18 protein-coding genes and 1 pseudogene are annotated in these 18,497 nt (G+C 66.1%); 9 read left to right on the plus strand and 10 right to left on the minus strand.

Going from position 1 to position 18,497, the window contains the following annotated elements; genetic code table 11:
• From PU724_RS21320 to PU724_RS21355, 8 genes and pseudogenes are all read left to right on the plus strand, one after another.
• Positions 1 to 102, plus strand: a pseudogene (locus PU724_RS21320) (IS110 family transposase); the annotation flags it as partial.
• Positions 103 to 300: 198 nt separating this feature from the next.
• Entirely contained in the window at positions 301 to 1,026 is a 726-nt protein-coding gene (locus PU724_RS21325) for a GntR family transcriptional regulator (RefSeq protein ID WP_354423814.1), read from the plus strand.
• 1 nt (position 1,027) lies between these two features.
• Complete coding sequence (locus tag PU724_RS21330) at positions 1,028 to 2,065, plus strand: ADP-ribosylglycohydrolase family protein (protein ID WP_128273722.1); 1,038 nt, start codon at positions 1,028 to 1,030, stop codon at positions 2,063 to 2,065.
• The gene (locus PU724_RS21335; protein WP_354423812.1) at positions 2,062 to 3,036 is read left to right on the plus strand and encodes a PfkB family carbohydrate kinase; all 975 of its coding nucleotides are present in this window, start codon (positions 2,062 to 2,064) and stop codon (positions 3,034 to 3,036) included. The genes PU724_RS21330 and PU724_RS21335 overlap by 4 nt, the downstream gene beginning before the upstream one ends.
• A gap of 39 nt (positions 3,037 to 3,075) precedes the next feature.
• On the plus strand, positions 3,076 to 4,137 hold the full coding sequence (locus PU724_RS21340; RefSeq protein WP_354423810.1) for an ABC transporter substrate-binding protein: 1,062 nt from the start codon (positions 3,076 to 3,078) through the stop codon (positions 4,135 to 4,137).
• A gap of 29 nt (positions 4,138 to 4,166) precedes the next feature.
• Positions 4,167 to 5,036, plus strand: coding sequence for an ABC transporter permease (locus tag PU724_RS21345; RefSeq protein WP_127287151.1), 870 nt, complete (start codon positions 4,167 to 4,169; stop codon positions 5,034 to 5,036).
• Positions 5,036 to 5,824, plus strand: a complete 789-nt coding sequence (locus PU724_RS21350; RefSeq protein WP_354423808.1) for an ABC transporter permease — start codon at positions 5,036 to 5,038, stop codon at positions 5,822 to 5,824. The genes PU724_RS21345 and PU724_RS21350 overlap by 1 nt, the downstream gene beginning before the upstream one ends.
• A complete protein-coding gene (locus PU724_RS21355) occupies positions 5,824 to 6,891 on the plus strand; it encodes an ABC transporter ATP-binding protein (RefSeq protein ID WP_354423807.1) in 1,068 nt (355 codons plus the stop codon). Before PU724_RS21350 ends, PU724_RS21355 begins: the two co-directional genes overlap by 1 nt.
• 75 nt (positions 6,892 to 6,966) lie before the next feature.
• On the opposite strand, the gene PU724_RS21360 is transcribed toward PU724_RS21355, so the two are convergent.
• Together PU724_RS21360 and PU724_RS21365 are read right to left on the minus strand one after the other, a co-directional pair.
• On the minus strand, positions 6,967 to 8,448 hold the full coding sequence (locus PU724_RS21360; RefSeq protein ID WP_354423805.1) for an HAL/PAL/TAL family ammonia-lyase: 1,482 nt from the start codon (positions 8,446 to 8,448) through the stop codon (positions 6,967 to 6,969).
• Complete coding sequence (locus PU724_RS21365) at positions 8,445 to 9,446, minus strand: ornithine cyclodeaminase family protein (protein ID WP_354423803.1); 1,002 nt, start codon at positions 9,444 to 9,446, stop codon at positions 8,445 to 8,447. The genes PU724_RS21360 and PU724_RS21365 overlap by 4 nt, the downstream gene beginning before the upstream one ends.
• Positions 9,447 to 9,558: 112 nt before the next feature.
• Here PU724_RS21365 and PU724_RS21370 point away from each other — a divergent pair, with 112 nt between their 5' ends.
• Positions 9,559 to 11,007 (plus strand): DHA2 family efflux MFS transporter permease subunit, encoded by a 1,449-nt coding sequence (locus PU724_RS21370; RefSeq protein ID WP_354423802.1) that lies wholly within the window; start codon positions 9,559 to 9,561, stop codon positions 11,005 to 11,007.
• A 111-nt stretch (positions 11,008 to 11,118) separates the two neighbouring features.
• On the opposite strand, the gene PU724_RS21375 is transcribed toward PU724_RS21370, so the two are convergent.
• The 8 genes from PU724_RS21375 to PU724_RS21410 form a co-directional block, all read right to left on the minus strand.
• A complete protein-coding gene (locus tag PU724_RS21375; RefSeq protein WP_189340479.1) occupies positions 11,119 to 12,006 on the minus strand; it encodes an amidohydrolase family protein in 888 nt (295 codons plus the stop codon).
• Positions 12,006 to 13,181: a vWA domain-containing protein gene (locus PU724_RS21380; protein ID WP_354423800.1), complete on the minus strand. Its 1,176-nt coding sequence runs from the start codon at positions 13,179 to 13,181 to the stop codon at positions 12,006 to 12,008. Before PU724_RS21380 ends, PU724_RS21375 begins: the two co-directional genes overlap by 1 nt.
• A gap of 89 nt (positions 13,182 to 13,270) precedes the next feature.
• Positions 13,271 to 14,152: an AAA family ATPase gene (locus PU724_RS21385; RefSeq protein WP_354423798.1), complete on the minus strand. Its 882-nt coding sequence runs from the start codon at positions 14,150 to 14,152 to the stop codon at positions 13,271 to 13,273.
• 7 nt (positions 14,153 to 14,159) lie between these two features.
• On the minus strand, positions 14,160 to 15,164 hold the full coding sequence (locus tag PU724_RS21390) for a xanthine dehydrogenase family protein molybdopterin-binding subunit (protein ID WP_127390975.1): 1,005 nt from the start codon (positions 15,162 to 15,164) through the stop codon (positions 14,160 to 14,162).
• A gap of 1 nt (position 15,165) precedes the next feature.
• A complete protein-coding gene (locus tag PU724_RS21395; protein ID WP_354423796.1) occupies positions 15,166 to 16,533 on the minus strand; it encodes a xanthine dehydrogenase family protein molybdopterin-binding subunit in 1,368 nt (455 codons plus the stop codon).
• A 13-nt stretch (positions 16,534 to 16,546) separates the two neighbouring features.
• A complete protein-coding gene (locus PU724_RS21400; RefSeq protein WP_354423794.1) occupies positions 16,547 to 17,029 on the minus strand; it encodes a (2Fe-2S)-binding protein in 483 nt (160 codons plus the stop codon).
• 114 nt (positions 17,030 to 17,143) lie between these two features.
• The gene (locus PU724_RS21405; protein WP_354423792.1) at positions 17,144 to 17,938 is read right to left on the minus strand and encodes an FAD binding domain-containing protein; all 795 of its coding nucleotides are present in this window, start codon (positions 17,936 to 17,938) and stop codon (positions 17,144 to 17,146) included.
• Between the two features lie 15 nt (positions 17,939 to 17,953).
• Positions 17,954 to 18,397 carry an SRPBCC family protein gene (locus PU724_RS21410; protein WP_127286803.1) on the minus strand — a complete coding sequence of 148 codons (444 nt, stop codon included), beginning with the start codon at positions 18,395 to 18,397 and terminating at the stop codon, positions 17,954 to 17,956.
• Positions 18,398 to 18,497: the final 100 nt, after the last annotated feature.

Consider the following 18,497-nt stretch of genomic DNA (forward strand, 5'->3'; position numbering starts at 1 on the left):
GTCGGCAAGCCGAAGATCGTCGCCGTCGTGGCCGTCATGCGAAAGCTGCTGACCATTCTCAACGCCATCATCCGCGACCAAAAACCATGGCAAACAGCTTGACAGCCAAGACAGTCGCTCTCCCCGTCACTATACGGGGAGAGGGTGCCGGCAGGCAGGTGAGGGGCGGCGCGACGGTTGAAAATGGGAATGAGGCCGTCGCCTGAGGAGTTCGTTCCCTGCTCAAAGGCTTACCGTTGACGCCGCCTTCCAAATGCACTATTGAACAGGATTATACAGGTTCACTGAACAGGTATTGATATGGCCCGTCGCGCGACGCAGCTCACCCCCGGAACGGGCAAGCCCGAGCAGATCGCGACAGTTTTGGAGCACGAAATCCGCTCCGGGGTGCTCGGTTTCGGCGACCGCCTGCAGAGCGAGAACGAACTCGTCCAGCGCTTCTCCGTCAGCCGCAACACGGTCCGCAAAGGGCTCGAGGAATTGTCGAGCCGGGGCCTGATCACCACCAGGGTCGGCATCGGCTCCTTCGTCACCTTCGACGGCATGCCGGTCGACGATGCCGTCGGTTGGTCGCGCGCGCTTGCCAATGCCGGCGCCAATGCCGAGACGCGCACGCTGCGGCTCGAAGTCATCGAGGACGCGGACCTTGCCGCCAGACTCGGTGTCGACAATCCGGCCTTCATCGCCGTCGATCGCGTCCGCACCAATGCAAATGACGGCCATGCGATTTCGATCGAGCGCAGCCGCCTGCCGCTTTCGCCCGAGTTGGAAGACGTGCCGCTGCGCGGCCTGCGCGAAGGCTCGCTGCACCAGACGCTGCGCGGGGCAGGGCTGGTGCCCGACCGTGGCGAGGAATGGGTCGACATCGAGATGCTGAGCCCGGCGGATGCCGCCATCCTCGATTGCGCGCCGGGCACGCCCTTCCTGCGCACCCGGCGCCTGACCCGCGCCGCCGACGGCCGCGCCATCGAATTCGTCACCAGCCTGCTCAACCCGGCGCATTTCGCCCTGCATCTGGAGTTTTGAGATGACGGATGCGGCCGGGGCGATCGACCGCGCCATGGGCGCGCTGATCGGCGGCGCGCTTGGCGACGCGCTGGGCATGCCGACGCAGCTTCTGTCGCCGGCCCGGATCGCCGAACTTTATGGCCATGTCGAGGACTTCGTCGCGCCCGTCGACGACCATCCGGTGTCGAAGGGCCTTGCTGCCGGCACGATCACCGACGACACGGAACAGGCGCTGCTGCTTGGCCGCATTATGGTCGAGTCCGGCGACCGTTTCGACCACACGCGCTGGGTCAATGCGCTGCTCGACTGGGAGCGCGAGGTCAAGGCGCGCGGCAGCTACGACCTGCTCGGCCCGTCGACCAAGCGCGCCATCGACGCCATCAATGACGGCGTGCCGCCGGAGGAAGCCGGCAGCGGCGGCGATACCAATGGCGCGGCGATGCGCATCGCGCCGGTCGGCATCATGATGCCACCGGAGCCGCTCGACGCGCTGGTTGCGAAGGTCGCGGAAACCTGCCGGGCGACGCACAACACCTCGATTGCCATAGCTTCGGCCGCCGCGGTCGCTGCGGCGGTCAGCAGCGGAGTCTCAGGCGCCGACTGGCGCGCGGCTTCCGCGCGCGCCGTGACCGCGGCGCGGCTGGGGGCAACGCACGGGAATTGGGTCACCGGCGGCGATATCGCAGCGCGGATCGCCTGGGCGCAGGACCTCGTGCGCGGCAAGACGGAGAAAGAAGCGATCAGGCTGATCGTCGATCTGGTCGGCACCGGCGTCGCCAGCCAGGAATCGGTTCCGGCGGCGTTCGCCGTGCTGGAGGTCGCCGATGGCGATCCCTGGCGGGCGGCCGTCATCAGCGCCAATCTCGGCGGCGACACCGACACGATCGGCGCCATCGCCGCCGGCATGGCAGGCGCCTCAGCCGGACTGTCGCGCCTGCCGCAGCACCGCATCGCCAAGTTGCACGGCATCGATCTCGCCGAGGTTCGCGCGCTGGCAGACGATCTCGTCGCGGCACGCAAGGCAAAGATCCGCTCCGGCAAGGAGGCTGCCGCATGAGCGGACGGCTGGTCCATGTCGGCAGCGCCGTGGTGGACTATGTCTACCGCATCGACGCCTTGCCGGCGCCAGGCACCGAGAAGACCGCGTCAAGCTACGCGCGGGTCGCCGGTGGCGGCTTCAACATGATGGTGGCGGCGAGCCGCACCGGCATGAGGGTGGTGTTCGGCGGTCAGCTCGGCACCGGGCCCGACGGCGATTTCCTGCGCACGGCTTTTGCCGCCGAAGGCATCGCGACGTTGACGCCGCCATCGCCGTTGATGGACAGCGGCAATTGCGTCGCCATGATCAGCGGCGATGCCGAACGGACCTTCGTCTCCTGGCCGGGGGCTGAGAGCAGGCTCACGCTCGACATGATGAAGCCGGTCCAAATCCTTTCGGGCGATTGGGTTTTCACCTCTGGCTACACGCTGAGCTATCCGGGAAGCCGAGATACGCTCACCGACTGGATCGAGGCGCTGCCTGCGGAAGTCCCCTTCGTCTTCGATCCGACGCCGGTGATAGCCGAGATTCCGCGGCCGATCCTGGACCGGGTGCTGGCGCGCGCGACCTGGCTGAGCTGCAACACCATCGAGGCGGCCGAGATCGCCGGTTCGGGCGACGCGCAGACCGTCGCCATCCGGCTGCTCGCCGACCATTGCCAGAGAGCGGCGGGCGTCGTCATCCGCGCCGGCGCGCAGGGCTGCCTCGTACGACTTGCCGATGGCCGGACACAGGCGGTGCCGGGCTTTGACGTGGAAGCCATCGATACCAACGGCGCCGGCGATGCCCATATCGGCGCCTTCGTCAGCGGCCTGTCGCGCGGAATGCCGCCTTACGAAGCAGCGCGCTACGCCAACGCGGCGGCTGCGCTTTCCGTCACTCGTCATGGCGGATCGTCGGCGCCGACCGACGCCGAAATCCAGGAATTCCTTGCCCGGCGCGTTCAAGCGGCGAGCGCGCAGGACCGGGAACAAGAGGCCACAACTTAACAAGCCCGCAAACCGGGCAAACAATGAGAGGAAAGAAACATGCGCATGCCCAGACTGACCGCTTTTCTGACGGCGACAGCCGTCTTCGCTTCAGCATTCACGCTTGCCGCCAATGCCGGCGAAGTGCATGTGCTCAACTGGAAGGGTTACGGCGCCGACGAGCCATGGGCGATCGCAGCCTTCGAGAAGGCGACCGGCAACAAGGTGGTCAACGACTTCTTCAACTCCGAACAGGAGATGCTGACCAAGCTCAGGACCAATCCCGGCCTTTACGACGTCGTCATGATCAATGCCGCCTTCAACGATCAGTCAATGGCCGGCAAGCTGATCCAGCCGATCGACGTGTCGAAGCTTGCCAACTACGCCGACATCAGCAAGGACAAGGCCGGCTCACCGATGCTCAACCATGACGGCAAGGTCTATGGCGTGCCGTGGGTCTGGGGGCTGACCGCCTTGGCGATCAACGAGAAGTCGTTCCCCAAGCCACCGACAAGCATCGCCGAAATGTGGGATCCGGCGCATAAGGGCCGCGTCATCATCCGCGACGACGCCGTAGAGGCAGTGCAGTTCGGCGCCATTGCCAGCGGCCAGAACATCAACGACATCAAGGATATGGAAGCGGTCAAGGCGAAGCTCACCTCGCTGATGCCGCAGATCAAGACGTTCTGGAGCTCGGAGAACGACTGGAACCAGATGGTCGCCTCCAACCAGATCGACATCGGCACCTACTGGAGCGGCTCGGCCGACCGCGCCAAGACGCACTTCAAGCTGCCAGTTTCGCTGGTCATCCCGCAGGAAGGCGCCGTCGCCTGGCTCGACGCCTTCTCGATCCCGGCCGGCTCCAAGAATGTCGAGGGCGCCGAAGCCTTCATCAACTACATGATCGACCCGAAATTCTACGTCGAATGGGTCACCAAGGTCGGCGCGCCGGTGTCGGCAAACACCAAGGCGGTCGAGGCGCTGCCTGAGGATGCCTTCAACCGCAAGGTCATGGGCGATCCGGAGGTCGCCAAGCGCATCCAGTTCCAGGCGCCGGTCACCGACGAGCAGCGCGAGAAGTACCTGGCGCTCTGGCAGGAGCTGAAGGTCAACGTGAAGTAGTCGGCGTCTTTCGGGGAGGAGAGGCATCCATGGCTGACCAGCATGCGATCGGTTCGCGGCGCGGGCTGAAGCCGGCCCTGCCGCTTCTCCTTCCGGCCTATCTGTGGCTGACGGTGGCGATCTTCCTGCCGCTGTCGGCCATGGTCTTCTTCTCGTTCATGACCGACCTGCCGCTGGCCGGGAAGGAATGGGCGTTCACACTCGACAATTACGCGGCCTTCTTCTCGCAGAGCCTCTATCTGACGCTTCTGCTTGCCTCGCTGCGGCTCGGCCTCGAGGTCACCCTTTGGTGCGTGGTGATCGGCTATCCGGCGGCCTATGTGCTGGCCAAGGTGCTGAAGGGACGCAGCCGCGAGGCGATCTTCCTGCTCGTCATCCTGCCGTTCTGGTCGAACGGGCTGGTGCGCATCTTCTCCTGGGCGATGGTGCTGCGCGAGGGCGGCATCCTCGACACGGCGCTCAACGCCGTGCTGCCGTTCAAGATCAACATCGATCTGATGTATTCCTATCCGGCCGTCATCATCGGCCTGGTGCACTCCTATGTGCCCTACATGGTGCTGACCTGCTACCTGACGCTGCAGGCGATCGACGATTCGCTGATCGAGGCCGGCCGCTCGCTCGGCGCCTCGCGGCGGCAGGTTCTTTGGCGCGTGATCATCCCGCTGTCGATGCCGGGCCTGATCGCCGGGGCAGCGCTGATCTTCGTGCCCGTCGTCGGCTCCTTCATGGAGCCGCGCATCCTCGGCGGCCGCACCGGTACCTTCTACGGCACTGTCATCGAGGACCAGTTCGTCGCGGTCTTCAACTGGCCGCTGGGCGCGGCGCTGTCCTTCATCCTGCTCGCCGTCGTGCTGGTGATCCTGGCGGTGGCGTCGCCGATGCTGAAAAGGGCCGCCTGATGGCGACGACGCGCATCCTCGAATGGCTTGGGCGCTGCTACATCGTGCTGCTGCTCGCCTTCCTCTATCTGCCGATCATCATCATGGCGCTGATGTCGTTCAACGCCTCGCCCTTCTACCAATTGCCGCTCGAGTGGACGACGGACTGGTATGCCTCGCTCTGGCAGAACGACCAGCTGATCGCGGCGACCTGGAACAGCATCGAGATTGCGGTGATAACCACCGTCATCGCGACCGTGCTCGGTTCGGCCGCCTCGCTGGCGCTCTACCGCTACGACTTCCCGGGCAAGAAAGTCCTGCAGGCGCTGCTCTTCCCGCCGGTCGCCATTCCGTGGCTGATCACCGGCACGGCGATGCTGATCTTCTTCTTCGGCATTGGCATCGGCCGCGGGCTGGTGGCGATCCTGCTCGGCCATGTCGCGCTGGCGCTGCCTTACGTCATCGTGGTCGTGTCGGCCCGGCTGCAGACCTTCGCGCCCGAGCTGGAGGAGGCGGCGCGCTCGCTCGGCGCCAATCAGTGGCAAGTGACGAACCGCGTCACCTTGCCGTGGATCATGCCCGGCGTCATCGCCGGCGGGCTGTTCGCCTTCGCAGTGTCGTTCGACCAGTTCGTGGTTTCCTACTTCCTGTCGACGCCCGGCCAGACGACGCTGCCGGTCGAGATCTATGCCGCGATCCGCAAGGGCTTCACGCCCGAGATCAACGCGGTTTCCACCATCATCATCGTGGTCTCGATGGCGCTGATGCTGCTCACGGCGCGCTTCTTCAAATTCGGCGGAGAGAAATAATGGCAGGCGTCCAGGTAGCGAATGTCTCCCGCAGTTTCGTCGCGCACAGGGCGCTGGATAACGTCTCGATCGATTTTGCCGATGGCGGCTTCTATGCGCTGCTCGGGCCGTCGGGCAGCGGCAAGACCACCCTGTTGCGGCAGATCGCCGGTTTCGATTTTCCCGACACCGGCCGCATCGCCATCGGCGGCGAAAGCGTCGAGCGCGTGCCGGTCGAGAAGCGGCGGATCGGCATGGTGTTCCAGAATTATGCGCTGTTTCCCAATATGAGCGTCGCCGACAACGTCGCCTTCGGCCTGTCGGTGCGCGGCGAGCCGAAGGCGTCGATCGCTACCGAAGTGCAGCGCGCGCTCGACCTCGTGCAGCTCGGCAAGCTCGGCGGCCGTCGGCCGCACCAGCTCTCCGGCGGCCAGCGCCAGCGTGTGGCGTTGGCGCGCGCCATCGTCACCAGGCCGCGCGTGCTGTTGCTCGACGAGCCGCTCGGCGCGCTCGACAAGGCGCTGCGCGTCGACATGCAGATCGAGTTGAAGCGCATCCAGCGCGAGATCGGCATCACCACCATCTTCGTCACGCACGACCAGGAAGAGGCGCTGACGATGAGCGACCGCATCGGCATCCTGCGCGATGGCAGGCTGGTGCAGGAGGGGCCGCCGGAGGAGATCTACGACCGGCCGCAAAGCGAGTTCGCTGCGACCTTCCTCGGCGACGCCAACATCTTTCGCGGCGACGCGATCGGCAATGGGATCAGGCTGCCCGACGGCACGACGATCGCCGCTGCCTCTGGGCCTTCGCTGGCAGCCGGCGCCAGGGCGAGCTGCGCGGTGCGGCCGGAGCGGATCCAGATCTCGACCGGCGCGGCGAAGCCCGATGCGGACAATGCCAATACGCTCAAGGGACAGGTGTCCAAGCGTATCTTCGCCGGCAACAACAGCACCTATTTTGTCGACCGCGACGGCCAGACGCTGAAGGTGATCGTGCAGAACACCGGCGCCGAAAGGTTGGCTGAAGGTCAGCCGGTGGTGCTCAGCTGGTCGCCGGACAGTACTGTGCTGATCGCGGCGGGCTAATCGACGCCGTCGGGCGGTCATCTGAAGCGTGTCGCGCTGACGCCGATTCAAGAAACGCGGCTAACTCTTTGTTTTTCAGGCCCGCCAAGAGCCGTCGGCGAGCGCGGCGTAGAGCACGTTGGCGTTGGCTCCGAGCGGCCTGTCCTCCTTGAGTGCCGGGACATGCGTGCGGACAGAAGCGTGGATGACGGCGGTTGCCGGCGCCAGCGTGATCCCTTCACGCAGGTCAACGGCTTGGGCCGCCGCCATCAGTTCCATGGCGATCAGGCGTCGCCACAGCACGATCATGTCGGCGCATTTCGAAACCGCCAGAAGCGTTTGCGTTGCGTGATCCTCCACGCCTTCCGAGACCGGCAGGTAATCGAGCATCACGGGGTTGGCCTTATGGCGGATCGCGGCCAGGATCGCCGTAACGGTCTTCTGCAGAGGCACGAAGCCGGCGGAGGCGCCGCCGAGCGGCGACAGGTATTTGGGCAGGCCGTTGCGGCCGGAGCCGGTGAGCTGGATGAAGCGAGCGGCGCAAGCCCCCGCGCATTGCGCGATTGCCAGGCCAAGCGTCTCGAAGGCGAGCGCGAGTGACGCGGTGTGAAAGTTGCCGGTCGACAGCACCAACGCGTCTTCGACCAGCACCAGCGGATTGTCGGCGGCGGCGTTGAGCTCGATCTCGACCGCCAGCCTGGCATGATCGATCGCCTGGATCAGCGCCCCGTGGATCGAGGGCATGCAGCGGATCGACAGCGGATCCTGCAAGCTCGTCGGCGTCGTTTCATGATCGCGCGCGAGCAGGTCGCGCAGCGTCCTTGCCGCCAGCAATTGGCAGGCCGCGGGCCGCGCGACATGCAGGCGCGGATCGAGAATGGTGCGGTTGGCCGCAAGCGCTTCCATGGTCAGCGCGCCGGCCTGCTGCTGCTGTTCCATCGCCGACAGCGCGTCGACAAGTGCCAGTGCACCGGCCCCGGTGGAGACCGCCGAAGCATTGATCAGCGACAAGCCGTCCTTCGGCGCCAGGCTGACCGGTGGGAGGCGCGCCATCATAAGCGCCTTGGCCGAAGGCATGCGCCGGCTTTGGTAGTCGGCGTCGCCTTCGCCGATCAGCGTGTGGGCGATCGCCGTCATCATCACCAGGTCGCCGGCGCCGATCGAGCCGAGTGCCGGCATCACCGGATGCACGCCCGCGTTCAGCATTTCGACCAGCGCGCTGAACACATGCGGCGACAGGCCCGAGCCGCCGGCTGAAAGCATGGCGATGCGGGCAAACATCGCTGCCCGCACGAGCTGGATGGGCAACGCGTCACCCACGGCGGCGCCGCGCCCATCGAGAAGCTGGCGCTGGAAGGCGCTGGCGTCGCCCTCGACTGCGGTGCCTAGATTGGCGCCGAGCCCGGTGTTCAGGCCGTAGATCTGCTGGCCGGCGGCGGCAGCTTCATCGAGGACTTTGCGCGCCTTGGCCAGGTGTTCCATGACGGAGGGCGTGACCTCCACCTTGGCCGCATTGCGCGCGGCAGCGGCGACATCCTCGATGCTGACGCCGGCGCCGGTGAGGACGAGCGGGGTCATGCGAAACGCAGCCTCTGGCCGACGCCTTGCGTGCCGGCCTTGGCCAGCATCGCCTTGCCGAGCGCGATGTCTGAGAGCGACAGGCCGCGATGCCAGAACAGGATGGTCTCGTCGTCGCCCTGGCGGCCAGGCTTCAGGCCGGCGGCGATCTGGCCGAGTTCGGCATGCAACGTCGCCTCGCTCAGCCGCCCGGTCTCGACATGGGCGCGCAGCGAGCCGAACTTGCCGCTCTTGCACTGGCCCCAATCGTCGACGACGATCTTCCCCATGATATCGGTCAAGGACAGCTCCACCGCGCTCATCGTGCCATAGGGCACCACCAGCGCGCCCGGCTTGATCCATTGGGTCTTGAGCAGCGGCTGCGGTTCGTTGAGCCGCGAGGCCTCGACGACGATGTCGGCTCCGTGGACGCAGCTTTTCCAGTCGGCGACCGCGGTGACTTTCTTGCCGAGGTCGGCCGACAGTTTCGCCGCGAAAGCATCGCGGCTTTCCGGCCGGCGCGAATGGACGCGGATCTCGTCGAAGTCGAAAAGATGGTCGAGCAGGCGGGCGTTCCAGTAGGCGGTGCCGCGCGCGCCGATATGGCCGAGCACCTTGGATGTCTTCTTCGCCAGGTGCTTGGCGCCGATGGCGGTGACGGCGCCGGTGCGCATGTCGGTGATGACGGTGGCGTCGAGGATGGCGCGCGGCGTGCCGGTGCGTGGATCGAATAGATTGAGGATGCCGAATTCCGAAGGCAGGCCGTGCAAATAGTTGTCGACGTAGTCGCCGACGATCTTGACGCCGGCCGCGTCGAGCGGCGCCACATAGCCGCGCAAGACATTGAAATGGCCGTGGAAGGACGGGTCCGGCTCGAGATGGACGCGCGGTTCGATCACCGTCTGGCCCTTGCCTTGCGCGACAAGGCCGGCCTCGACCGCGCCGATGATCTCGGCATCGGTCATCGCCAGCGCTTCGATATCGAGAGCGTTGAGATAGTCGATATAGATGGGCTTCATCCCATTTCCCCTCTTAGGCCCACTTTCCCATAACAGGCGGCGAGGCACCACAAAAGTTTGTTGGATAACCACTGGACTAGGCTGGTCCAATGCTGTTCAAACCAGGTCCGTCATGAGCAGCATCCCCGACAATCCGATGTTGTCCCAGCCGTCGACAGCCATGCCAACGCGCCAGGCACGGCGCGTGGCGCTGATCGTCGCCGTCGCCTTCTTCATGCAGCTCTTGGATTCGACGATCATCTCGACGTCGCTGCCGCAAATGGGCCAGTCCTTCGGCGTGCCGGCGGTGGCGATGAGCATCGGCATCACCGTTTACATGCTGGCCATGGCCGTGTTCGTGCCGCTGTCCGGCTGGCTTGCCGACCGTTTCGGCGCGCGCAACGTCTTCCTGGTCGCCATCGCCCTGTTCACCCTGGCCTCGATGGCCTGTGGCTTCTCACATAACCTTTCCCAATTTGTCGCCGCCCGCGTCGTGCAGGGTCTTGGCAGCGCGCTGATGACGCCGGTTGGCCGCATCCTGGTGCTGCGCAATGCGTCGAAGTCGGAGCTGATCGCCGCCACCGCGCTGATCACCTGGCCGGCGCTGTTCGCGCCGGTGGTCGGACCGGTGCTTGGCGGCTTCATCACCACCTATCTCTCCTGGCACTGGAATTTCTTCATCAACATCCCGCTCGGCCTGGCCGGCCTGCTGCTGGTCGCCCGCTTCGTTCCGGGCGACCGCGAAGCCGAGACCAGGCCGCTCGACTGGCCGGGGTTCGTACTCACCTCGCTCGGGCTCGCCGCGATGCTCTACGGGCTGGAGCGCATCGCGCATCCTGAGGACGGCGTCTTGCCGACCGTGGCGCTGATTGCCGCCGGCGTGCTGGTCGGCTGGCTGGCGGTGCGGCACCTCGCGCGCACGCCGCATCCGCTGCTCGACCTCAAGGCGTTCAAGGTCCTGACCTTCGCCATCTCGACGCTGTCGGCCGGAACGATTTTCCGGGTGTCGATCAATGCCACCCCGTTCCTGCTGCCGCTGCTGTTCCAGGTCGGCTTCGGCTTGCGGCCGGTCGATGCCGGCTTGCTCGTCCTGGCCTATTTCCTCGGCAATCTCGGCATGAAGGCGGTGACGACGCCGACGCTGAGGCGTTTCGGCTTCCGTCGCGTGCTGGTCGTCAACGGCCTGATCGCCTCGCTCGCGGTGATGGCCTGCGCGGCGATCTCGCCTGAAACGCCGCAGGCGCTGGTGGTGGCGCTGATGCTGGTCGCCGGCCTGTCGCGTTCGATGCAGTTCACCGCGCTCAACACGCTGGCTTTCGCCGATATCTCGGGCGCGCAGCGCAGTTCGGCGGCGACGCTGTCCAGCATGCTGCAGCAGATATCGATGCTGTTCGGCGTGGCGGTCGCGGCGGCGGTCCTCAATCTGTCGCAGATCGCGAGGGGCGGGGCAGCACTCGATCTCGTCGATTTCCGCATCGCCTTCCTGGTGGTCGGCGGAATCGGCCTTGCGGCCGCCTTCCGCTTCCTGGTGCTGCCGCCGGCGGCGGGCGCCGAGGTTTCAGGCCATTCGCCGCGGAATTGACATCCGGATTTTGGGCCGATCGCCGAGATAAACTTCGCTCCGCCTTTGGTCGCGCCCTCATCCGTCTCGGGCCGCGCGCCGATCCACCGTCTCCCACAGGGGTGCAGGCTCTCATGCCGGTCGATAAACCCTTTCCGCAGTGATCCAGAAGATATCCGCTTCTGCCGCCGCGCCGTGCCTGGCCACCGCCGCGCGGTGCGCCTTGATCAGCTCGGCGTGGCTGGTCCACAGCTTCTCGATCGGGAAATTCGAGCCGAACATCAGATGGTCCGAGCCGAGGATATCGATCGCGTTGTCGACGATGTAGGCGATCAGCGCCGGATCGTTGCGGTGGACGAAGGTGCCGAGGCCGGACAGCTTGGCGTAGACATTGGGCGCGGCGGAGAGCGTGCGCAGGCCGGTCTTCCATGCCTCGGTGGTTTCCGGTTCCATGCCGGTCAGCATGCCGGCATGGGTGAGGATGAAGTTGGTCTGAGGGTTCTCGCCGACCAGCGTCAGGCCGTCCTTCATCTGCGCCGGGAAAAGCTGGAGGTCGAAGGACAGGCCGTAGTCCTTCAGCCGCGCCACATTCTTCCGCACTGTGGGATCGATGACCTGGTCTGCCGAGGCGGCGAAGCGGAAAGCCGGCGTCTCGTGCCAGTGCAACTGCATGCGCACGCCGCGCAGCAGCTTGTATTTCATCAGCCGGTCGATCTGCGGCCGGACATCGTCGACGGTCATGTCGGCAAAGCCGACGATGGCGTGCGGCCAGCCGGTTTCGTCGGCGGTCTTCTGTAGGAAGGCGACTTCCTTCTCGAAATCCTCCTTGGCCCAGTTGGTCTGGACATAGACGGTCTTTTCGACGCCAGACCCCCTCTGGTCTTCGAGGAATTCCTCGATTGGATAGTCGCGGCGGATCGGCTCGTAGGGGCCGAAGATGCGCGGCACCATCGGTCCCACCAGCCAGGGCTGGTCCTTCTGGCGCCAGATGTGGAAATGCGAGTCGATCGCCTTCTGCATCACGATACCCTTTTCCAGATGGCCTCGGCCGACGGAGCGGGCCGGGCGAGCGACAGGATGAAATCCGTGAGGCTCTTCAGCGACGAGCCGTCGACCAAATCGTCGAGCACCGGCAGGATGGCGCGCAGCGCCGCCGTCGCCGGCCGGAAACGCGGATCGCCGGCGAGCGGCGTCGCCAGCGACAATCGGAAGGCGCGGGCGCTCAGGCGACGCATCGCGGTCTCGAGATCGGCGTGGTCGCCGCGCTCCAGCGCATCCGAAAGGATGACCACCGCCGCGCCGCGGGCGAAGGCGGAAAACCGTGGCACCGAAAGGAAGGCGAGCAGCGTCGGCCCCATGCGAGTGCCGCCGTCCCAGTCGTCGACCAAAGCCGCCGCCCGGGCGAGCGCCTGGTCGCGATCGCGGACCCGCAGCGCCGAGGTGATGCGCGTGAGCCGAGTGCCGAAGGTGAAGACTTCGGCACGGTCGGCGCTCTGCACGGCGGCGTGCGCCAACTTCAGGTAATCGGAGGTGTGGAGCTTCATCGAGCCGGAGACGTCGATGAGCAGGAGCAGCTTGCGCGGCACGGTCTGCCGGCGGCGGAGCTGCGGCGAAGGAATGTCGCCGTCGGCGCTGACGATTTCGCTGAGTGAACGCCTGAGGTCGAGCGTGCCGCGCGAGCGGGTGCGGATGGTGCGGAAGGAGCGGCGGGCGGGCAGGGCGGAGGCGAGCCCGCGGCGGAATGCGCCAAGACCGTCGGCGTCGCGCTGGAAATCGCGGCTGCTCAACTGCTCGCGCGCCGAGGACAGCTCGCCGCCTTTCTCCTGGCGAGCGGCCTGGCTTTCTTCCTCGCGCGTGCCACGATCGTCCTTGATGCGGGTTTCATCCTCTTCGCCCTCGATCGACGGTTTTACGTCGCCATAGAAGTGGCTGCGGAAATGTGCGTCGAATTCGATGCGACGGTCGGGCGAAGGCGCGAGCGTGGCAAGTGCGGCCTCGCGGATGTCGTTCATCGAGCGCGGCCCAAGCAGTGTCACCGCCTGCATGAAGCTGGTGGCCTGTTCCGGCGCGACGGCGAAGGCGTGGCGCCGCAACAGGCGGGCAAAGCCAAGGAAGGGCGCGGCGGCGCGGGGCAAGCTTTCCTCGCCCCGTTCACGGGGAGAGGATGCCGGCAGGCAGGTGAGGGGCAGCGCCATCGTCTGCCCATGTTGGCGCCGCCCCTCATCCGCCCCTTCGGGGCACCTTCTCCCCGTGAACGGGGAGAAGGGATTGTTGAGGTCGCGGCTCACGCCAGTGACTCCTCGACGATCCTCCCAAGTTCCGGCGCGATCGCGGACAGATCCTCCTCGTCCTTGATCAGCAAGCCGATGGCGCGGCGAAAGGCTTCCGGCCACGGGTTGCCGCCCTTTTCGAGAATGGTGGCGGCATTCGCCCATTCCACCGCCTCGGCGATGCCCGGCGGCTTTGCCAGCGGACGGGCGCGGATCTGCTGCACGGCATTGGCCACCGCGCGCGCCGTAGCCTCGGCGACATCGCCCGCGCGCAGCATGATGATCTCGGCTTCGCGCGCGGCGTCGGGATAGCCGATCCAGTGGTAGACGCAGCGCCGGCGCAGCGCCTCGGCCAGCTCGCGGGTGCGGTTGGAGGTCAGGATGACGATCGGCTGCGTTGCGGCGCGGATCGTGCCGCGTTCCGGGATGCTGATCTGGAAATCGGAGAGGAATTCAAGCAGCAGGGCTTCGAATTCGTGGTCGGAGCGATCGATCTCGTCGACCAGAAGCACACGCTGTTCCGGCGCGCGCAGCACCTGCAGCAGCGGCCGCGCGATCAGGAAGCGGTCGTCATAGATGTCGATTTCGTGCTCGCCGGCATGGCGGATGGCGAGCAGCTGGCGCTGGTAGTTCCATTCATAGAGCGCATGCGCGGCGTCGATGCCTTCATAGCATTGCAGCCGCACCAGGTCGCGGCCGAGCAGTTCGGCCACTGCCTTGGCGGCTTCGGTCTTGCCGACGCCCGGCGCGCCTTCGAGCAGCAGCGGTTTTCCCAGCCGGATCGCCAGGAAGATTGCGGTCGCAAGGCTGTCGTCGGCGAGATAGCGCGAGGCGGCAAGGCGTGCCGCCACCGCTTCCGGCGAAGCCGCGATCTGTTCGGCGTCGGCGCGGGTCATTGTCCGCTCAACCCGCGGCTTGCGCCTTTAGCGCGCGCAGGATGCGCTCGGGCGTGATCGGTAAAGTGTCGATGCGCACGCCAACGGCGTCGAAGACAGCATTGGCGACCGCCGGGATCTGCGGGTTGGCGCACATCTCGCCCGGCCCCTTGGCGCCGAACGGACCGTCCGCTGACGGCCGTTCCAGCACGATGATCTCGGTCTCGGCGAGATCGCCGGGACCCGGCATCAGATATTGGTTGAAGTCGGTGCCGCCATGGTCGCGGTTCGGATAGTAGGGCTCGGTCGTCTCGTAGAGCGCGTGGCTGATGCCCATCCAGGAACCACCGACGAGCTGCTGCTCGACCATCTTGGGGTTCAGCGCGCGGCCGATCTCGAAGACGTTCTTGACGTTGAGCACCGTCACCTCGCCGGTTTCGTCGTCGACCTCGACCTCGGCCACCGTACAGGCATGCGCGTAGCAGGTCGACGGCTTCATCGCGCCGGTCTCCTTCTCCGGATAGGAGCGCGGGATCAAAAACATGCCGCGGCCGGAGATCGAGCGGCCGCGCTTGAAATGCGCCGACAGCGCGACGTCGAAGATCGAGATCGATTTCTGCGGCGCGCCCTTCACCAATATGTTGCCCTGGCCGTCGGTCTCGAGGTCCGAGGCGTTGACTTCCAGCTCTTCCGCCGCCACTTCCAGCATCACCTGGCGGGCTTCCCTGGCCGCCTGAATGACGGCGTTGCCGGCGCGGTGCGTGCCGCGCGAGGCAAAGGTGCCCATGCAGTGCGGGCCGGTGTCGGTGTCGGCGGTGTCGACGATGACACGGTCGGTCGGCACGCCGATGGTCTCGGCGCAGATCTGCGCCATGATCTGCTTCATGCCCTGGCCGAGGTCGACGCTGGAGAGCGTGACCATGAAATTGCCGGTCGGGGTCGAATGGACCAGCGCCTGGGTGGGGTCGCCACCGAGGTTCATGCCGGTCGGATAGTTGATCGCGGCGACGCCGCGTCCGCGCCGGATCGCCATCTCAGCCTCCCTTCCTGTAGGACGACATCGCCATGAATTTCTCCGCCACCGGCCAGTTGGCGGCGCGCGAGGCTTCCTGCATGCACTCGATCAGCGCTGCGCCCTCGGTCGGCTGGCGATGCGCCTTCATGTCGCCGTCGCGGTAGGCGTTGATGAAGCGGAACTCGAGCGGGTCCATGGCGATCAGCCGCGCCAGCTTGTCCATCTGCACCTCAAGCGCGAAGTCGCCGATGGTGACGCCGAAGCCGCGCATGGCGGAGGAGGGGGTGCGGTTGGTGTAGACGCAATAAGTGTCGATCCAGACATTGGGGATCGTGTAGGGACCGGGATAGTGCGCCGCACCCTTCTGCGCGCCATAGGGCGAATGGCGCGAATAGGCGCCGGCGTCGGTGTAGCCGGTCACCTTGCGGGCGACGATGCGGCCGTCCTTCATGACGCCGTCCTTGATCACGATCTTTTCGGCCGCGCGGGGCGACGAAATCTGCATCTCCTCCTCGCGGCTGTAGATGAAACAGACCGGTCGCCCGGTTAATTTTGCGCCGAGGATGGCAATCGGTTCGACGATGACGTCGACCTTGCCGCCGAAACCGCCGCCGACCGTGCCGCCGACGAAATGCAGTTTCGAGCCCGGCATTTGCAGGATGATCGAGGCGTTGTCGAGGGTGAAGAACATCGCCTGCGTGTTGGTGTAGCAGGTGAAGCGGTCGTTGCCCTCGGGCGCTACGACACAGCCGGTCGTCTCGGTCGGCGCATGCTCGATCGGCGAGGACTGGTAGGTCTGCTCGAGGATGTGGTCGGCCTCGGCAAAGCCCGCCTCGACATCGCCGAAGCGGACCTTGCGGCACTCGCCGCTGTCATACAGGTAGTGGTTCTGGCCGTGGTATTCGTTGACGAGCGGCGCGCCGGGCTTCAGCGCTTCCTCCATGTCGAAGACGGCGGGCAGCACCTCGTAGTCGACCTTGACCTTGGCCGCTGCCTCCTGCGCCGCACGCTCGGTCTCGGCCAGCACCGCAACCACCGCCTCGCCCTTCCAGCGCACCTTGCCGTCGGCGAGCACGGTTTCGTCCTCCGGCCCGATCTGGATCAGGATCAGGATGGTGTAGACATTGTGCGGCACGTCCTTGGCCGTCAGCACCTTTACCACGCCGGGGTGCTTCTCGGCTTCCGAGGTGTCGATCGCGCGGATGCGGGCGTGATGGTGCGGGCTGCGCACCATCTTCAAATGCAACATGCCCGGAAAATTGCGGTCGGCGAAATAGGCGGTCTTGCCGGTGACATGGCCGGGCGAATCGAGCCGCGGCCTCGGCTGTCCGATCTCGTTGAGCCCGTCCTTGCGCTGATCGGCGAAATAGCTCTTGCGCAGTTCCATTCTCTTGGTCCCCTCAGGCCACGTTCTGCGAATTGGAACGCGCGGCGCTCAGCACCGCCTGGATGATCGGCTCATAGCCGGTGCAGCGGCAGATGTTGCCGGACAGCGCCTCGACCACCTCTTCGCGACTGGGATTGGGCGTGCGGTCGAGCAACACCTTGGCGGCCATGATCATGCCCGGGGTGCAGAAGCCGCATTGGGTGGCGAAGGCATCGAGGAAGGCGCGCTGCAGCGGATGCAGCACGCCGCCCTCGGCGAGACCTGCCGTGGTCCTGATGACGGCGCCGTTGCAGGTCTCGGCCAGCGTCAGGCAGGAGAGCCTCAGCTCACCGTCGACGATGACCGAGCAGGCGCCGCAGGTGCCCTGGTGGCAGCCGCCTTTCGGCGAGGTGTCGCCGATCTTGTCGCGGAGCGCGTGGAGCAGCGTCGTGCCGCTTTCGATGAACTCGGCTTTTTCCGAGCCGTTGAGCGTGAACTGAACCGGGACCTTCGCCATGTGTTTCCTCCCAGCGCGCCTGCCCGGATATCCGGACAGACGCGCGCCCCCGACGTGTGAGACTTCCTGCCTGTCGCAATTCCAAAGCCGCTACGCGCTTTTGGGCGACAGGCATCATGCGAGCAGGAGCCGGCCGAGATGGACCGGCAGCACTTCGGCGCGATACCAGGCGCTGGCGACCGGATCGGTGATCGGTGCTATGCCCTCGTTTGCCACGGCCAGCGCCGGCGCGATCTCCCCGCGCGTCAGCCGGCAGCCGAGCAGCGCCTTCTCGGCCGCCCGGGCGCGCATCGGCCGGTCGGCCATGCAGCCAAGCCCAATGCGCGCGGAAGTGATCGTGCCGTCGTCCGCCCGTTCCAGCAACGCGGCGATGCTGAGGACCGAAATGCCCTTGGGCTTGATCCGCGACACTTTGAGAAAGCGGAAGCTCTCCGGGCGGGGCAAGGCGAAGGTGACGGAGGTGACGATGGAACGGCTGGCGTCGCGTCCGGCCAGGAAGGTCTCGATCGGCACTTCGCCATCCTCGGCGGCGACGCTCGCGTCCAGCGCAAGCAGCGCGACGGCGAAGTCGCCGTAGGGCGCAGGCGCGAAGAGATTGCCGCCGACGCTTGCCATGTTGCGGATCGCCGGACCGCCGACGGCGCGCGCGGCGGGCGCGAGCCATGCGAGCTGCGGGTGGCGGGCGATCGCAGCCATGGTGACGGAGGCGCCGAGGCGAACCTTGCCGCCGGAAACGGCGATCGCCGACAGTGACGGTTCGGTGGCGCGGACGAGGCTGGAGACAGAGACATCGCCTTCATTGGCGGCGCGCACGACCAGCGTGCCGCCGCCGAGATAGCGCGTGCCGGCGGCCTGCAGCGCCGCGTTCGCGTCCTTCACCGTCGGGAATGTCTGGAGGGCAAGCGCCATGGCACGCTCCTTGGCTCAGCTTTGGCCGGCGAAATGGCTCTTCAGCGCGTTGAAGCCGCCCTGGAAGACATTGGCGCCCATGCCTTCGGCGAGCTTGTCGGCTTCCTCGGGAGCGGCGTCGAAGCTCGCGCTCCATTCGGCAAAGGTGCGGTCGCCGTCGGTGACACGCCGCAACTGCAGCGTCGCCTTGTGATTGGTGATCGGCTGCGGGGTCTCGAGGATGGAGTAGCTGACCAGAAACTTCTCGTCGGAGAAGTCGAGCAGCTTTTCGCGCAGGCGGGCGCCGCTGACGAGCTGGAAGTTGCGCACGCAGCCAACCGTGCTTGCGTCCTTGCCGTCCTCGATATGGCTTTCGACCATTCGCGGGTGCCAGCCCGGCAGGCCGTTGAAGTCGCGTATCCGCGCCCAGACCTGTTCGACCGGCGCGTCGATGACGCTGGAGATGGTGACTTTCGCCATGGAGCCGTTCCCTTGCGGATGCGTATGGCGGAAAGGGTAGGGCGCACAGGCAGCCGGCGCTTATCAATGCGTCTTGAGTGCCTATCAATCAGTCTGAAAA

Origin of the sequence: Mesorhizobium abyssinicae, from assembly GCF_049887195.1 — a bacterium.
Lineage (GTDB): Bacteria > Pseudomonadota > Alphaproteobacteria > Rhizobiales > Rhizobiaceae > Mesorhizobium > Mesorhizobium abyssinicae.

Coding starts and splice junctions, on each gene's coding strand:
- PU724_RS21400 (WP_354423794.1), bottom strand. CDS start 17,029: ATGGCGAAGGTCCCGGTTCAGTTCACGCTCAACGGCTCGGAAAAAGCC.
- PU724_RS21390 (WP_127390975.1), bottom strand. CDS start 15,164: ATGGCGATCCGGCGCGGACGCGGCGTCGCCGCGATCAACTATCCGACC.
- PU724_RS21335 (WP_354423812.1), top strand. CDS start 2,062: ATGAGCGGACGGCTGGTCCATGTCGGCAGCGCCGTGGTGGACTATGTC.
- PU724_RS21340 (WP_354423810.1), top strand. CDS start 3,076: ATGCGCATGCCCAGACTGACCGCTTTTCTGACGGCGACAGCCGTCTTC.
- PU724_RS21395 (WP_354423796.1), bottom strand. CDS start 16,533: ATGGAACTGCGCAAGAGCTATTTCGCCGATCAGCGCAAGGACGGGCTC.
- PU724_RS21380 (WP_354423800.1), bottom strand. CDS start 13,181: ATGGCGCTGCCCCTCACCTGCCTGCCGGCATCCTCTCCCCGTGAACGG.
- PU724_RS21410 (WP_127286803.1), bottom strand. CDS start 18,397: ATGGCGAAAGTCACCATCTCCAGCGTCATCGACGCGCCGGTCGAACAG.
- PU724_RS21330 (WP_128273722.1), top strand. CDS start 1,028: ATGACGGATGCGGCCGGGGCGATCGACCGCGCCATGGGCGCGCTGATC.
- PU724_RS21385 (WP_354423798.1), bottom strand. CDS start 14,152: ATGACCCGCGCCGACGCCGAACAGATCGCGGCTTCGCCGGAAGCGGTG.
- PU724_RS21360 (WP_354423805.1), bottom strand. CDS start 8,448: ATGACCCCGCTCGTCCTCACCGGCGCCGGCGTCAGCATCGAGGATGTC.
- PU724_RS21325 (WP_354423814.1), top strand. CDS start 301: ATGGCCCGTCGCGCGACGCAGCTCACCCCCGGAACGGGCAAGCCCGAG.
- PU724_RS21345 (WP_127287151.1), top strand. CDS start 4,167: ATGGCTGACCAGCATGCGATCGGTTCGCGGCGCGGGCTGAAGCCGGCC.
- PU724_RS21405 (WP_354423792.1), bottom strand. CDS start 17,938: ATGGCGCTTGCCCTCCAGACATTCCCGACGGTGAAGGACGCGAACGCG.
- PU724_RS21355 (WP_354423807.1), top strand. CDS start 5,824: ATGGCAGGCGTCCAGGTAGCGAATGTCTCCCGCAGTTTCGTCGCGCAC.
- PU724_RS21365 (WP_354423803.1), bottom strand. CDS start 9,446: ATGAAGCCCATCTATATCGACTATCTCAACGCTCTCGATATCGAAGCG.
- PU724_RS21350 (WP_354423808.1), top strand. CDS start 5,036: ATGGCGACGACGCGCATCCTCGAATGGCTTGGGCGCTGCTACATCGTG.
- PU724_RS21370 (WP_354423802.1), top strand. CDS start 9,559: ATGAGCAGCATCCCCGACAATCCGATGTTGTCCCAGCCGTCGACAGCC.
- PU724_RS21375 (WP_189340479.1), bottom strand. CDS start 12,006: ATGCAGAAGGCGATCGACTCGCATTTCCACATCTGGCGCCAGAAGGAC.